At 61.4% G+C, this 15,765-nt stretch carries 13 protein-coding genes; 10 read left to right on the forward strand and 3 right to left on the reverse strand.

Annotated elements, in window-relative coordinates; all coding sequences use genetic code 11:
• Positions 1-6 precede the first annotated feature (6 nt).
• The 3 genes from tilS (at position 7) to ftsH (ending at position 3,920) form a co-directional block, all read left to right on the forward strand.
• Complete coding sequence (gene tilS, locus AMA01_RS08910; RefSeq protein ID WP_067850132.1) at positions 7-1,434, forward strand: tRNA lysidine(34) synthetase TilS; 1,428 nt, start codon at positions 7-9, stop codon at positions 1,432-1,434.
• 44 nt (positions 1,435-1,478) lie between these two features.
• A complete protein-coding gene (hpt, locus tag AMA01_RS08915; RefSeq protein WP_067850134.1) occupies positions 1,479-2,021 on the forward strand; it encodes a hypoxanthine phosphoribosyltransferase in 543 nt (180 codons plus the stop codon).
• A 90-nt stretch (positions 2,022-2,111) separates the two neighbouring features.
• Positions 2,112-3,920, forward strand: a complete 1,809-nt coding sequence (ftsH, locus tag AMA01_RS08920; RefSeq protein ID WP_067850136.1) for an ATP-dependent zinc metalloprotease FtsH — start codon at positions 2,112-2,114, stop codon at positions 3,918-3,920.
• A gap of 180 nt (positions 3,921-4,100) precedes the next feature.
• Here the strand turns inward: ftsH and AMA01_RS08925 are convergent, their stop codons facing one another.
• The 3 genes from AMA01_RS08925 to AMA01_RS08935 all read right to left on the reverse strand — a co-directional run bounded on the left by AMA01_RS08925 (position 4,101) and on the right by AMA01_RS08935 (position 8,997).
• Positions 4,101-4,958: a hypothetical protein gene (locus tag AMA01_RS08925; protein WP_067850138.1), complete on the reverse strand. Its 858-nt coding sequence runs from the start codon at positions 4,956-4,958 to the stop codon at positions 4,101-4,103.
• A 246-nt stretch (positions 4,959-5,204) separates the two neighbouring features.
• Positions 5,205-6,992, reverse strand: a complete 1,788-nt coding sequence (locus tag AMA01_RS08930) for a hypothetical protein (RefSeq protein WP_067850140.1) — start codon at positions 6,990-6,992, stop codon at positions 5,205-5,207.
• A 1,138-nt stretch (positions 6,993-8,130) separates the two neighbouring features.
• Complete coding sequence (locus AMA01_RS08935) at positions 8,131-8,997, reverse strand: hypothetical protein (protein WP_067850142.1); 867 nt, start codon at positions 8,995-8,997, stop codon at positions 8,131-8,133.
• Positions 8,998-9,571: 574 nt separating this feature from the next.
• Between AMA01_RS08935 and AMA01_RS08940 the strand changes: the two genes are divergently transcribed.
• The 7 genes from AMA01_RS08940 to lysS all read left to right on the forward strand — a co-directional run bounded on the left by AMA01_RS08940 (position 9,572) and on the right by lysS (position 15,653).
• Positions 9,572-10,663, forward strand: a complete 1,092-nt coding sequence (locus AMA01_RS08940) for an HD-GYP domain-containing protein (protein ID WP_231862893.1) — start codon at positions 9,572-9,574, stop codon at positions 10,661-10,663.
• Between the two features lie 45 nt (positions 10,664-10,708).
• Positions 10,709-11,602, forward strand: coding sequence for an Hsp33 family molecular chaperone HslO (gene hslO / locus AMA01_RS08945; protein WP_067850146.1), 894 nt, complete (start codon positions 10,709-10,711; stop codon positions 11,600-11,602).
• Positions 11,599-12,387, forward strand: a complete 789-nt coding sequence (folP, locus tag AMA01_RS08950; protein WP_067850148.1) for a dihydropteroate synthase — start codon at positions 11,599-11,601, stop codon at positions 12,385-12,387. The genes hslO and folP overlap by 4 nt, the downstream gene beginning before the upstream one ends.
• Positions 12,365-12,865 (forward strand): 2-amino-4-hydroxy-6-hydroxymethyldihydropteridine diphosphokinase, encoded by a 501-nt coding sequence (folK, locus tag AMA01_RS08955; protein ID WP_067850150.1) that lies wholly within the window; start codon positions 12,365-12,367, stop codon positions 12,863-12,865. The genes folP and folK overlap by 23 nt, the downstream gene beginning before the upstream one ends.
• Positions 12,843-13,205 (forward strand): helix-turn-helix domain-containing protein, encoded by a 363-nt coding sequence (locus AMA01_RS14065; RefSeq protein ID WP_231862894.1) that lies wholly within the window; start codon positions 12,843-12,845, stop codon positions 13,203-13,205. Before folK ends, AMA01_RS14065 begins: the two co-directional genes overlap by 23 nt.
• Before the next feature lie 249 nt (positions 13,206-13,454).
• Complete coding sequence (gene greA, locus AMA01_RS08965) at positions 13,455-13,931, forward strand: transcription elongation factor GreA (RefSeq protein ID WP_067850152.1); 477 nt, start codon at positions 13,455-13,457, stop codon at positions 13,929-13,931.
• A 234-nt stretch (positions 13,932-14,165) separates the two neighbouring features.
• Positions 14,166-15,653: a lysine--tRNA ligase gene (gene lysS / locus AMA01_RS08970; protein ID WP_067850154.1), complete on the forward strand. Its 1,488-nt coding sequence runs from the start codon at positions 14,166-14,168 to the stop codon at positions 15,651-15,653.
• Positions 15,654-15,765: the final 112 nt, after the last annotated feature.

A 15,765-nucleotide genomic window follows, 5' to 3' on the forward strand; every position in this document is an offset into this window, starting at 1 on the left:
ACACCCTTGGAACGAGCGGGGCATCTCCTCACGCACGTGATTTCCTTCTTCCAACAGCATCGGCTTGAGACCGCCCACGCGGTGTTAGGCGTGTCCGGCGGCGTGGATTCCATGGTGCTTCTGCACCTGTGCCAGCGCGCCGCAGAGGAGGCGCCGCGCGCCTTGGGCGGTTTTTCTGTGGTCCACGTGCATCACGGCCTGCGCGAAGCGGCGGATGGCGACGCGGCTTTCGTGGAGCAATATTGCCGAGATCGCGGCATTCCGTGCGAAATTGTCCGCGTGACGGTCGTGGATGGCCGCGGCGAAGGGTTGGAGGCGGCGGCTCGGCGCGCGCGGTATGAGGCGCTCGCGGAACGGGCGCGGGCGAAGGGCGGCGTCATCCTCGTGGCGCATCACGCGCAGGATGAGCTCGAGACCTTCGTCATGCGCCTGTTGCGCGGCGCGGGCCCGGGTGGACTTGGCGCCATGCGCCCGGACGTGGAGATGAACGGCGTACGGGTGCTGAGGCCGCTCCTGGCGGTGGAGAAGGGCGAGATCGAGCGGTACGCGGCTCGGCACGGGCTTTTGCACGTCGAGGACGAGACGAACGAAGATCTCCGGTTTTTTCGCAACCGCGTCCGCCAGGTGGTCATCCCAGCGCTCCGCGCCGTCGAACCGCACGTGGAGGAAAAGGTTCTGCAGGCGCTCGAGCTCTTGTGGGAGGAGGACGCGTACATGCGCGAGCTGGCGCGTGAGGCTGTGCGCCGCGTTGCCGTGCGCGGCGCCGACGGCCGAATCGCCTTGTCCGCCAGCCGCCTCGCTGAACTTCACGTTTCTTTACAACGCAGGGTGATTCACATACTATTGAATTGTTTCTCCGCGCGCGAGTGGACGTTGGCCCACGTCGAGGCAGTTCGCCGCCTGGCCCTCTCGGGGCCTCCGTCCGGCGAAGTCCATCTCGCGGCGGATGTGCGGTGCGTCAGATCCTACGATAACCTGTACATAGGTCAGCCGCCCATCGCGCGCCCCGCGGTGGAGGCCGCGGTGGCGTGGGATCTTGATCGGGCGGCGGAGGCGCGCATCGGGATAGGCGAGGCGCGCTGGCGGTTCCGGCGGCTGCGCGTGGCGCATCCGGCATCTCCCCGCATGCCGTCGCCTTGGAGGCTCCTTTTGCCTGCCGACGTGTCCCGCGCCGCAATCTTCATCGGGGTGCCGACGAGCGAGCGGGTGAAGCTTTTCGGCGGGAACGGAACCAAGAAACTGCAAGACGTCTTCACCGACGCCAAGTTGCCGCGGGACCTGCGCGCGCGCTGGCCCATCCTTCGGGTGGACGGCGAAATCGTCTGGATCCCCGGCATCATGCGATCCGGCGCGCACCTGTGGCGCGGCGGGCCCGCGTTTGTCATTCAAGCGCGACCGCCTGTGGCGTGCCAACGCGCGCTTGGCCAGCGGTAGCGGCGGTGGCCAAACAATTTTACAGCGGACATGGGGAGGCACTCATGCATCCTGATCTGGAGCGTATCCTGTTCGATGAGGAAACCCTGCAGGCCAAAGTGGCCGAGATGGGAGCGACGCTGAGCCGAGACTACGCGGGCAAGACGCCTCTTCTCATCTGCATCCTCAAGGGCGCGGCGCTGTTCATGAGCGATCTCGTCAAGCGCATCGATGTTCCCATCGAGATGGACTTCATGGCGATTTCGAGCTACGGCCAGTCGACGAAGTCGTCCGGCGCGGTCCGCATTTTGTACGATCTCGAGCGCCCGGTCGAAGGTCGCGATGTCATCATCGTGGAGGACATCGTGGACACGGGCCTCACGCTCGCGTACCTGCGCGACACGATGATTCGGCGGCAGGCAGCGAGCGTGAAGATTGTCTCCCTCTTTGACAAGCCGAGCGGGCGAAAGGTCGACATTCAGCCAGACTACTTCGGTTTCACAGTGCCGGACGCGTTCATCGTCGGCTACGGCCTCGACTACGCGGAGCGGTATCGCAACTTGCCATACGTGGGCATCCTCAAGTCTGACATCTATGCGACAGGTTGACGCGCGTCTCCCTGGCGGGCGTCTTTCTTGCTAGGAACGCCCATCCTGGTATGGTACAATAGTCGCGCCGTAACCGAGAGGAGGTAAGGCATGAACCGTTTTTACCGGAGCGTTGTCCTGTACGTGCTGATCCTGTTCGTGCTGATCGGCGTACTGAGATACCTCACCGGCCCTGAGCAGGTTCGCGGGCCGATTCCATATAGCCAGTTCATTCAATATGTCGAGCACAATCAGGTCACGGGCACGCTGCAGGTCACGCCCGACGGCCTCACCGCGACCATTGATGGAACGCTGAAGAACGGGGAAAAGTTTGAAACTCGGGCTCTATACGACAACAACCTGGAGCCCTTCTTGCAGAACCACAACCTGTCGTTCAACATCATTCCGCAGCCCCGCGGAAGCGTGTGGCTCTCGCTCCTCGAGCAGGTGGTTCCGTTTGCCTTCCTCTTCATCTTAATGTTCATCCTGTTCAACCAGGCCCAGGGCGGCGGCAACCGGGTCATGAACTTCGGCAAGAGCCGGGCTCGGATGTACACCGACGACAAGCGAAAGGTGACGTTCGCGGACGTCGCGGGAGCCGACGAGGAGAAGGAAGAGCTTGAGGAGATTGTCGAATTTCTGAAAGATCCGAAGCGCTTCACCGCGCTCGGGGCGCGCATCCCGAAGGGCGTGCTGCTCGTGGGCCCGCCGGGCACCGGTAAGACGCTGCTCGCGCGCGCGGTGGCGGGCGAAGCGGGTGTGCCGTTTTTCAGCATCAGCGGATCCGACTTCGTCGAAATGTTCGTCGGCGTCGGCGCTTCGCGCGTTCGCGATTTGTTCGATCAGGCGAAGAAAAACTCACCCTGCATCATCTTCATTGACGAGATCGACGCCGTGGGGCGGCACCGCGGCGCGGGGCTAGGCGGCGGACACGACGAGCGCGAGCAGACGCTGAACCAGTTGCTCGTCGAGATGGACGGCTTCTCAGCGAACGAAGGCATCGTCATCATCGCGGCCACCAACCGTCCCGACATCCTGGATCCGGCGCTGTTGCGCCCGGGCCGGTTTGACCGGCAGATTGTCGTCAACCGCCCGGACGTGAAAGGGCGCGAGGAAATCCTGCGCGTGCACGCGCGCAACAAGCCGCTCGCGTCCGACGTGAACCTGGAGATCATCGCGAAGCGGACGCCGGGCTTCACCGGCGCGGATCTGGAGAACGTGTTGAACGAGGCGGCGCTGCTTGCGGCGCGCAAGAAGCAGAAGGAAATCACCAACGCGGATGTCGACGAGGCCATCGATCGCGTGATGGCGGGGCCGGAGAAGCGCAGCCGCGTGATGAGCGAGAAGGAGCGCAGGCTCGTGGCGTATCACGAGGCGGGCCACGCGGTGGTGGGTTTCTTTATCCAGCCGGATCGCACGGTGCACAAGGTCACCATCGTGCCGCGCGGCATGGCCGGCGGTTATACGCTGAGCCTGCCGAACGAGGACCGCTACTTCATCACGAAGCAGCAGATGCTCGATGAAATCTGCATGACGCTCGGCGGGCGCGTCGCGGAGGAGATTGTCTTCGGCGAGATCTCGACCGGCGCGTCGAACGACCTTGAGCGCGTCACGAACGTCGCCCGGCAGATGATCACGGAGTACGGCATGAGCGACAGGCTCGGTCCGCTGCAGTACGGCAGCCGCGCGGGAGGCGCCATCTTCCTCGGGCGAGATCTCCAGGGTGAGCCGAACTACAGCGATCAGGTGGCGTACGAGATCGACCAGGAGATGCGGGAAATCGTCGAGACGTGCCACGAGCGCACGCGACACATTCTGACGGACAAGCGCATGGCGCTCGATGCGCTGGCGGAGCGGCTCCTGGAGAAGGAGACGCTCGACGGCGAGGAAGTCAAGGAGATTCTCGAGCGATATCGGTGAACAGGGCCTAAGACGAAAGTGGACAGCGGGATGCGCCAGGGAGGTGGCGGCATCCCGCTGTTCCTTTTTGAGGCAGGACAAGGCGCCGATATGGCGCGGAGCCTGATGGTCGACAAAGGGCACGTTGCGGCCGGTCGGGGCACGTGGTCTGCCAGTCGTTCCTGTGCCGTCGCCTTGCGCTCAGTGCGTCACGTTGAGCGCGGGATAGCCGGCAGGTGGACGGCCGTCCTGGAAGTAGTTCACGGTGTAGAGCGCCGGACCGACGATTTCCTCACCGCGGACGCCACGCTTCTCGAGCACGGCCGCCACTTGGATGAGCTGATTCCAATACCCGCTTGGCGGATAGAACTCGGCGTACACATTGCAGATGGAACTCGGCGGAATCAGGACGCCGCCGTCTGTGAGCGGTCTCGCGTCCTTTGGATAGCCGCCGGAGAAATCGGCCTGATTCAGTTCGTAACCCGTCTTGGAGAACCGAAATCCTCCGGCCGTTTCAAGGCCGAGGAGGCGAATCGGGAGGCCGGACGTGTTGACGAACTGCACGTCAAAGGAATGAACGGTGTGGGAGATATCCCCGGATTCTCCTCCAGGTACGATGCGAGCCTCAAGCCACGAGACCGGACGTTGTGCGACGCGGGTGTATGCCTTGCCGAGATCAAACGATTGCTCGCCGTTTGCGAGATTCACGTGGAGGCGGACCGGATCGGCCTGATACGCGCCCGCCGCGTGGACGGTCCACAGCAGCGCGTATTGGTAGAATTCTGGAGTTTGACTCGCTTGCACATGCACGGGCGCGACAGGTTGGAGCGCGTTCGATTCAAGCGTCGCACCGCGGAGCGAGAGACGTTCTTCATTGTGCGGATTCGTGATATTCACCTGTAAATTGACTGTTCCTCCTGGAGCAGTCACGACGGAGTACAGCCACTTGTTGTAGACAGTCCAGCGATCCGGCGGTGCACTGGCATGCCCGCAGCCTGTGAGGAGGCTTGCGGACAGAGCGGCCATACCGAACGAGATCCAGATGCGTGAGCGGTTCACGCGACTCCCCCTTAGTATGAATGGTTACGTGTGTATGTTGCAATTTGTTCGATTGCCGCGGATGAAGGAGCCTGGCGGGTATACTGCATCGATTAACATAGTCTTAATAGATTGGGCTTCAGTACACAATGGTCATGCTGGCGAGCTACTGTCTATGGACTGCCCGCAAGGGATTAACAGGACGGGGCTAGCCGCCCCGCCGAGCTCCAATCTTAAGAACAAACATTGCTGACGCATCACAAGAGATTAGTGAGTCACCGTGATGCCTTGCGAAATTGGCGTCCAGTCGGTTTGCTGATTGTAAATTATCCATTTCTTGGAATTAGGCTGATACTCAAATGTGTACGTCCATGCCCCGCTGTCCCCTGTATAGTTGCCCGCATAGGACTCAATATCATTCATCTGGAGACCCGTCTGACCATTGCTAAGCTGCACCAATGTCAAGGTTGGGCTTGCCGTCATCTTTTTGTAGATTTCCTGATCTGTCCACAAGTCTGAGCGCTGAACATCGTTTTGGTAAAGCGGTCCATCAGGTGCGAGATATTTGAGTACCGGCTGAAAGTTATTCTCCGAGTAGGCTTTGGCCTTGGCTGCATTGAACTCGTCGACCAACTTGAAGAGTGCCTGAAACACAGTGCTATTGGGATCCGGAATGGGCTGCGTCTGGACTTGATCACCTTGGACGGTCCCGGATTCCTGATACGTGCCCCAAGGCTCCTGGATCGAAAGTGTTATATGTTTTCCATTCAGCGAAGGCACGGGTGATATCGTTCCAGTATTGACTCCCCAGCCCGGTTCCATATTCACCACTGCCTGCTTGCCGTTGACGATGACGTTGGCCTGCCCTACGATGTCCGGAGACTGAATGGTGAGTGTGTCGCCCTGCACCTGAACATTGGTCTCATCCTGAGTAGGTTGCACTTGTGCTGTTTGCACGCACGTTCCAAACGGAGTGGGTATGGATGCGACCACCGTATACATTGCTGGTGGGGCGTAGAAAGTGTTCGACACAGGCTCGTGGCCCAGTTCCAATTTTGTACCACTTGGCGCTGCAATGTGCACGGAGTACACCGGAATATCGATTTGATATGAAATGAACCCAAGTACGTTCCGGGGCGTGGCTTGGACCGAGCCTGAAGTGTCTAGAATGGATTGCAGTGTTGAACCATTCGCATACGTATTTTCCTCGAGCGGGGATAGAAATTGCTTCAAGTCATCCATATGGTTTTCATAGTACTGGACAAACTGCTGCCACACCGGTTGCGGGACGGGGTGACTGGTCGCGGAAAGGTGAATCACGGAATCGGTAGCTCCGTCCTGAACTGCAACAATAAAACGCCCGACCGTCCGCGTGAGTGAGTGCTGGGTATTGTAGACGGAACGGGCTACAAAGTAACCTATCATGATCACAACAATGGCGCCGAGGGAGTACATGATGCGACGGTTTCGAACAAACCGGATTGTACGAACGCGATGACGAATTGCATGCGGGGTCGGCCCTTTTCGGCTTTTCGACAACAGGTGAGATGTCATGCGAATGATCGGTTCATCTTTCCAGTTCATCTGTCCGTCTGCTGACCGACTTGCTGTCCGAACAAGCCATATGGACCATATTGTCAGCGCGATAGCGTCAAACAATGTGAAATAGAAGCCGTACGAGGGGGAAGTGATTGCGTCCAATATCGATGAGGCGCCCGACGACGCCTTCGGGTTGACTCCGAGCTGGTCACTCAGTTGCGCGGCGGCCACCTGGTGCACTAAGGGATTCGATATGATGCAGAGCAGCAGACTCGCTACGCCAGATACGAGACTTACCCAAGCGCGTAAGATTACAGAGCGCAGGAGTGCGCTAAGGATTAAGATGCACCCAAAGATGGTCAGCAGGATTCCTAGGGGGCCTAGCTGAAAAGCTGACAGATGTAGTTGCATGATGACCACATTAAAACTGAACCATGGGAACAGTGAAAACAGAATTAAGAGACCGCCGAGTACGGGAGCGGTCATGAAGCGCAAACGCTCTGGTTGAAACGACATGATAATGGACCTCCTTGCCCGCTCCAGAGTAAGCAGGGGTGGTGTTCGAACGGAAGCAAGATGAGTGCAAGATGTACAACCATAAGAGAGTTCTTTCTTGGCTGGATCACCCCCCTGAATGCCTATCCTTCTGTTCGTATGGCATATTTGTGTTCATGTGGGGAAGGATGTGCTTCACACTCAGCATGGTATTGTATATCAACTTGCCAAAAGTGTCGAGATATAACGAAAATGTAATATCAAAGATTATCGGGTATCTGCCTGTTGATGAGCTAGGAGTAATAGGGTAACTGGCCTGGCTATGGGCTAGATCCGTCCGCTAGTCAGTTTGACCCGCGTTGCCGACAGGCGCCAGGGGGTGTAGGGTTGCTCAAGCCACTTCCAAGGATGCTCGACGACGCCTGTGTGCACCTTGCCGAGAGCAAAGGATTGAGCGCCTGTTGCAGGCTGGACCGTTATGCGGAACGGATTACCTTGACGCGTGCCCGTAGCACGGGCCTTGCAGAGGAGCGCATATCGGTATACGACTTGACTTTCGCTCGTCTCGATATGCACAGGTGCAACAGGCTGGAGTGCGTTCGAATACATCTCTGCGTTCTGAAGTGGAAGTCACTCCTTCTGGTATGGGTTCGTGATATTCATCTTGAAGACCCACGTTCTCTTCGGGGCTTGCCACGACAGAGTACAGCCGCTCGCTAAAGACGGTCCAGCGATCGCTGGTATGCTTGTGTGCCCGCAGCCGTAGCGGGGCTTGTGGACAGCACGGCGACACCGAACGAAATCCAGACGCGTGCGCGGTGCATGCGGCCTCGCCTTATCTGAACCATTATGTGTGTTATACACTTCGCTCGTGTGCCGCGCATGAGTCTTCGGGCCCATTTTGCGCTGGGCATCGGGTAACATGCGGGGATGCGTGGACTGGAGGTATTTCAGGAGATTCCGGAGCGGTATCGGTGAATGCGTGCAAGGGCGAAAAGCAGAAGCGGGATGCGCCAGGGAGGTGGCGGCATCCCGCTGTTCCTTTTTGAGGCAGGACAACGCGCCGATATGGCGCGGAGCCTGATGGTCGACAAAGGGCACGCTGCGGCCGGTCGGGGCATGTGGCCTGCCAGTCGGTCCGCGTGCCGTCGCCTTGCGCTCATTTCGTCACGTTGAGCGCGGGATAGTACGCGGATGGATCTGCGTTCAGGAAGTAGTTCAGCGTGTACATCCCTGTACCCACGATCTCCTCGCCGCGGACACCGCCTCTCTCGAGCACGGCTGCCACCTGGATCAACTCATTCAAGTACCCACTCGGTTGTTTGAACTCCGCATACACGTTGCAGGTAGCGTGCGGCGGGATAACGACACCGGCGCTTGTGAGCGGTCTCGCATCCTTTGGATAGCCACCTGGAACGTCCTTGCTGTTCATCACATAGCCAACCTTTGAAAACTGAAACCCTCCGGCTGTTTCTAGACCCATGAAGCGCACCGGGACGTTCGAATGATTCGCAAATCGAAAGCCAAAATCGTGCGGCCCCGTCAGGTAGTCGGGCTGTCCTGCTTCTCCGCCAGGCAAGTAGGGGAGCGCGAGCCAATCGACGGGGTGCTCGACGACGCGGGTATACGCTTTACCGAGAACAAAGGACTGGTTTCCCGTCGCAAGACGAACGGTGACGCCGACCGGATCCCCTTGATACGTGCCGGCAATGCGGACGTTCCAAAGGAGTGCATATTGGAATACGACTTGACTTTCGCTCGTCTGGATGTGTACTGGCGCGACGGGTTGGAGCGCATTTGCATGCAGCTCTGCACCTTGCAGCGGAAGCTGTTCTTTTCGGTAAGGGTTCGTGATATTCGCCTGAATCGTGATGGTCTGGCCGGGGCCTGTCACCACAGAATACAGCCACTTGTTGAAGATGGTCCATCGATCCGTCGGCCCGCTCGGGTGCCCGCAACCCGTGGCCAGCCCGGTTACCAAAGCCGCAATCGAGGTGAAGGTGACGAGTCTGGATGAGCGTGTCATGAGTTCGTCACATCCCGATGTGAATATTCAAATTGTTTCCATCTATAAGCTGTACACGCGACTGGAGAGCCTACGGGCCAGCTGCCACCTGGGTGGTTTACGACATATTCTTGTTGGTGGACGTTTCTGCATAAATAGTCGTTCCGCCACATGATTTCATATTTTCGATTGCTCGGAACAGATATTTGGAAACCGGTGTTTTCTCCATAGCATGTTGGGTTCGAGTCAAGTGGAGTCACCGCTCCATAGGCAACCGTGAAGTGCATGCGCATGTGACAGACAAACCGACAAATAGGATTTGTGCGGTACGACTGAGGCGCAGAAACCGTCGGCCGTGCATGACAATTGTCCCCCTTTGCGCGGATGTATATGTCGTTTATACATCCCCCACACACACCTCACATGAGTCTTCAGACCCATTTGGTGCTAGCAAAGTGATAGCACTAAACTGGCCTGAGTGCCCCCTGCTGACGCTGCGCTGCGGTGAAATGTGTGAGCGGGCAGCAGGATCTGGGGCACCTCGCCTTGAATGAAGATAGGGTGTTTGCTCAACAGGGATAGGACATGCGGAGGGATGCGCCCCGTGAGGTGGGTGGCCACACAGTACGTAAAACCGAATTCCATTTTGGCACAACGCGTGCCGGACAAGCGGGGCCGCACCCTGCTGGCGCGAGGCGTGATCTTGACCGAAAACTTGATCCGCCGCCTCATCGAACTCGGTGTGCGGGCGGTGTGCATCGAGGACAGCGCCACGGAGGACATCGTGGTCCGAGAAGTGGTGCGGGAAGACACCAAGGTTCGCCTGTTCGGCATGACATACGACACATTGCATGAACTCGCGGTCACCCAATTTGCGCCGCACGTGCGGGCGTTTCAGATTCGGAAGATGTTTACGCCGGTGGTGGAGGACGTGATCGACGAACTCCGGTCCACGGGGGCGGCTGCGGATCAGCTGAGCACCGTGTATGTGCAGGACGGAGAACTCTTCCACCACTCGGTCAACGTGATGTTTTACGCAGTGACGCTCGGCCTGAGGCTTGGCCTGAACCGACACGACCTCGTCGATCTCGGCATTGGCACGCTCCTGCACGACGTCGGCAAGCTGCGGTTGGATCGGAAGATCCTGCAGAAGCCGGGGCGGCTCACGGACGAGGAGTTTCGCATCATTCAGCAGCACGCGCGCATCGGGTACGATATTCTGATGAAGCAGGGCGATATCTCGGCGAGATCGGCCGTGATTGCCCTCCAGCATCACGAGCGGCTGGACGGAACCGGCTATCCTGACCGCTTGGTGGGCAGGGACATTCACCTGTTCAGCCAGGTGGCGATGGTCGCGGATGTCTACGAGGCGCTCACGGCCAACCGCGTCTACCGCAGGGCGTTCCTGCCGCACGACGCCCTTGCCATCCTGGAGAACGACGCGGCGCAGGGCAAGCTGCCAAAGCGCGTCATGGAGGCGTTCCTTGCCACGGTGTCCCTGTATCCGCTCGGCATGTCCGTGCGGTTGTCGGACGGGACGCTGGGCGTCGTGGTGGTGCCATCGGCGCACAACCGGCAGTATCCCATCGTGCGCGTCATTGAGGATGCGGATGGGCGCCCGGTGGAACCGTATGAGATCGATCTCGCCAACGCGCGGGACGTGCACATTGCGACCTGCGAGGCGTGAGACAAGGCGGCGGGACTGCGAGCCCGCCGCGCAGGGGGAATGGACATGTCGAAAGACCGCGTGATCCGCGCCATCGCGCGGGAGGGGCGCGTGCGGGTCCTCACCTGCCACACCACCGAGCTCGTGCGCGAGCTCGCGAGGCGCCACCAAACCTGGCCGGTGGTCACGGCGGCGCTCGGCCGCACGGCGTCCATCGCCGCGATGATGGCGATGCTGCTCAAGAATCACGAGTCCGTCACGGTCAAGATTGAAGGCGACGGGCCGATTGGCTACCTGGTGATGGAGGCGCTGCCGTCGGGCGATGTGCGCGGCTATCCCGGCAACCCGCACGTGCACCTGCCGCCCAACAGCCAGGGCAAGCTGGACGTGGGCGGCGCCATCGGGCGGGGGCACCTGTACGTGGTGCGGGACACGGGGCTGAGATCGTACTACACGTCGTCGAGCGAGCTCGTCTCGGGCGAGATTGCGGACGACTTCACCTATTACTTTGTCACGTCGGAGCAGACGCCGTCCGCGGTGGGCGCGGGCGTCCTCGTCGGCACGGACAACGTGCCCATCGTGGCGGGCGGATTCCTGATTCAGCTCATGCCCGGGCACACGGAGGAGGACGCCGCGTACGTGGAAGAGCGCCTGGCGGAGGTGCCGAGTGTCACGGGCTTTTTGGGGAAGTCCCCGGCTGCGGACGCGCTTTTGTTCAAGCTGTTCCCGGACGCGCATATCCTAGCCATGCAGGACGTGCGCTTCCGCTGCAAGTGCAGCTATCCCCGCTTGCGCGACGTGTTGCTGAGCCTCGGCGCCAAGGAGTTGCGGTCCATGCGCGACGAGCAGGGCCAGGCCGAGCTCACGTGTCACTTCTGCGGCAACGTCTACACGTTCGGGCGAGAGGAGCTCGACGAGATGATTGCCGAGATCGAGCAGCAGGGGGTGGGCGCGCCGTGACGGTGGTCATGGGGATTCTGAACGTGACGCCGGATTCGTTCTCGGACGGCGGCCGGTATCTGGATCCGGAGGCGGCCGTGGCGCGCGCGCTGGAGATGGAGGAGGAGGGCGCCGGCATCATCGACATCGGCGCCGAGAGCACGCGGCCCGGTCACACGCCGCTCTCGCCGGACGAGGAGTGGCGCCGCTTGGAACCGGTGTTGGCGCGGCTCGCGGGGCGGCTCAAGGTGCCCATCTCCATCGACACGTACCACGCCGAGACCGCGCGCAGGGCCGCGCAGTACGGCATCGCCATCGTGAACGACGTGTCCATGCTGCAGGATGTGGACATGCCTGCCGTCGTGCGCCGTCATGGCCTGCGCTACGTGCTCATGCACACGCGCCGCGAGGTGCTGCCCGGGCTTCCCGTGGCCGCCATGGTGGAAGAACTCCGCCGCCCACTCGCGCGGCTCCTCGAAGAAGGCGTGCCCGCGCGAGACATCCTCGTCGATCCCGGCATCGGCTTCGGCAAGACGCGCGAGCAGGATCTCGCCTGCCTCGCCGAGATCGGCCGCTTTCAGGCGCTCGGCCACCCGGTGCTCGTCGGCGCGAGCCGCAAGCGGGTCGTCGGCCACGCTTTGGGCGGCGTGCCGGTGGGCGAGCGGCTCGCCGGATCGCTCGCCGTGGTGGCGCACGCGTGCATGGCGGGCGTGGACATCGTGCGCGTCCACGACGTGCGCGATTCGGTGCGCGTGTTGCGGATGATGGAGGCGATTTTGGGGCATGGCGGATCCTTCGCTTCATGACGCGTACATCGGGGCCGGATCGAACGTCGGCAGGCGCATCGTTCACCTCGGCTTCGGTATCGAGGGGCTCAAGGCGCTTGGCGAGATCGCGGGCGTGTCGAACGTGTATGAGACCGCGCCCGTGGGCTACCTGGACCAGGGCGACTTCCTGAACCTCGCCGTCCACCTGCGCACGCCGCTTTCGGCGCACGAGCTCCTGCGCGCGCTGCTCGCCATCGAGCGGAGGGCCGGGCGCACGCGCGAGATCCGCTTCGGCCCGCGCACGCTCGATCTCGACCTGCTCCTGTACGACGATCTTGTGCTCGACGAGCCGGAACTCACGCTGCCGCACCCGCGCATGTGGCAGCGGGCGTTTGTCATGGTGCCGCTCGCGGATCTGAACCCCGACCGCCTCGCCCCGACGGGCGAGACGTGGGCGGATCTCGCGGCGCGCCTTCGCCAGAAAGACGAGGTGCATGAGGTTGGACGCTTTTGGTAGGCGGCTGCGCGCCTTTCGCAAACTGAAGCAGATGACCCAGGCCGATCTCGCCCGCGCCCTCGGCGTGAGCCTCGCCACCATCGGCGGCATTGAGCGAGGCACGCGGCAACCGACGGAGCATCTCGTGCACGCCATCGCCAGCGCGCTCTCCGTCGATGCGCGGGAGCTGTGCGGACTGGCCTGGCAGGCCGAGCCCGAGGCTGCCGAAGCGCGGGATGCAGCGGGCGATGCGGGCTTGGCGGCCGATGCCCGCCAGTGTGACCCGGGCGTGGGCCTGGCGTCCGCGCGGCGCGAGGTGCCAGCGATTCAGCCGCAAATCCCGAGACTAAGGGCCACTTGAGCGCCGGAGAAGGTGATGCCGCGGACAGCTTGCCTGAGTCTGCAGAGCCCCGGCAGGACGCGGCAATGGTACGTTGACAATCTGTGGGGCCCTCTCTATAATGGCGCATAGATCCGCGAGTGACGATTCCTTTTTCCGTAAAATGGTATCTTGGATGGCTCACAGCGCGCGTGCTGCCAGCGATGGCATGCACGCTTCTCGCTATTCCGGAGCCTTGAAGCACCGACTGGGAGCAAAGGAGAGACAGCCATGGCAGATAAAGAAGTGTTGCTCACGCCCGAGGGCCTGCGCAAGCTCGAGGAGGAGTTGGAGCTCCTGAAGAGCGTCAAGCGGCGCGAGGTTGCGGAGCGCATTAAGGTTGCCATTAGTTACGGAGATATTAGTGAGAATTCTGAGTACGAGGACGCGAAGAACGAGCAGGCGTTCATCGAAGGCCGCATCATGACCCTCGAGAAGCAGCTGCGCAACGCGCGCGTCATCAACGAGGACGAGGTCGACACAAACGTCGTCAGCATCGGATCGACGGTCAAGGTGTTGGATCTGGATCTGGACGAGGAAGTGGAGTACACCATCGTCGGCTCCGCCGAGGCCAACCCTGCGGAGAACAAAATCTCGAACGAGTCGCCCGTGGGCAAGGCGCTGCTCGGCAAGCAGATTGGCTCGACCGTCGAGGTGAACGTGCCCGCAGGCGTCATTAAGTTCAAAATCCTCGAGATTAAGCGGTAAGCGTATTCCGCGACAGCGCGCCCGACTTTTGGCATTCGGTTTTGCGGACGAGGCCCTGAGCCTCGTCCTTTGCATGTCTGCCGGAGGTCGGGCGAGATCGCCCGCTGTCCGCGGGCCGGCAGGGGCGGAGGCGTTCGCGCGCCTTCGGTTTGCAACTTGCGCCGTTTTGTCCAATGATGATACAAGAAGCGCCGGGTCATCATTCCGGTCAACTTTCCTGAGGAGCGTGTCGGTTTGGAAGAGCAAGAGCTGATTCAAAATCGCCTGGAGAAGATGAGCGCCCTGCGCCAGCGCGGCATCGATCCGTTCGGCGGCCGCTACGAGATCACGCACCACGCGGCCGACATCCACCGCTTCGGCGAGGGCAAGAGCCAAGAGGAGCTTGAGCGCGAAAACCTTCGCGTGCGCATCGCCGGGCGCATGGTGGCCCGCCGCGGCCACGGCAAGGCCACCTTCGCCGTGCTGAACGACGTCACCGGCAACATCCAGATCTACGCCAAGTACGACGTCCTTGGCCCCGAGGCGTACGACGTGTTCCAGCACGTCGTGGACCTCGGCGACATCCTCGGCGTCGAGGGCGCGGTCTTCCGTACCAACCGCGGCGAGATCACCGTGCTCGCCGAGCAGGTGACGTTTCTCACCAAGTCCCTTCGCCCCCTGCCCGAGAAGTGGCACGGGCTCAAAGACGTCGAGACCCGCTACCGCCAGCGGTACCTCGATCTCATCGTCAATCCGGACGTGCGCGAGATCTTCATCGCCCGCTCCCGTATCATCCAGGAGATCCGCCGCTTCCTGGACGGCCAGGGCTTCCTCGAGGTCGAGACGCCGACGCTCCACACCGTAGCGAGCGGCGCCCACGCGCGCCCGTTCATCACGCACCACAACGCGCTCGACATGGACCTGTACCTGCGCATCGCCATCGAGCTGCACCTGAAGCGGCTCATCGTCGGCGGTCTCGAGCGCGTCTACGAAATCGGCCGCGTGTACCGGAACGAGGGCGTCTCGACGCGCCACAATCCCGAGTTCACCATGCTCGAGCTGTACCAGGCGTACGCAGACTTCCACGACATCATGGATCTCACCGAGAACATGGTGCGCCACGCGGCCAAGGCCGTGATCGGCAAGCTGCACATTTCCTACGGCGATCACGTCGTGGACCTCGAGTCGCCGTTCAAGCGCGCGCACATCGCCGATCTCGTCCTGGAGCACACGGGCGTCGATTTTCGCCGCGTGACCTCGGACGAGGAGGCGCGGCGCCTGGCGGCGGAGCACGGCGTGAAGATTGAGCCGCACATGACGTACGGCCACATCCTGAACGAGTTCTTTGAGCAGCGCGTCGAGGACAAGCTCATTCAGCCGACGTTCGTGTACGGCCACCCGGTCGAGATCTCGCCGCTCGCCAAGAAGAACGCCGACGATCCCCGCTTCACCGATCGGTTCGAGCTGTTCATCGTCGGCCGCGAGCACGCCAACGCCTTCAGCGAGCTGAACGATCCCATCGATCAGCGCGAGCGCTTCCTCGCGCAGCTCCGCGAGAAGGAGGCCGGCAACGAGGAAGCGCAGGCGCTCGACGAGGACTTCCTGACCGCGCTCGAACACGGCATGCCGCCCACGGGCGGGCTTGGCGTCGGCATTGACCGGCTGGTGATGCTGCTGACCGGCCAGCCGTCCATCCGCGACGTCCTGCTCTTCCCGCTCATGCGCGAGCGGCAGGAGGACTGAACGGCGCGGGTGCGGTGGCGCGGGCCGATGCCATCCGGCCCGCGCCCTTCGCCCGGCGCGTATTTGATAAACTAAAAATTTCCTTGCCCGATCCCGCTTGACACCGAGGGGT

It is taken from the genome of Alicyclobacillus mali NBRC 102425, from assembly GCF_001570745.1.
In the GTDB taxonomy this organism is placed as follows: domain Bacteria; phylum Bacillota; class Bacilli; order Alicyclobacillales; family Alicyclobacillaceae; genus Alicyclobacillus; species Alicyclobacillus mali.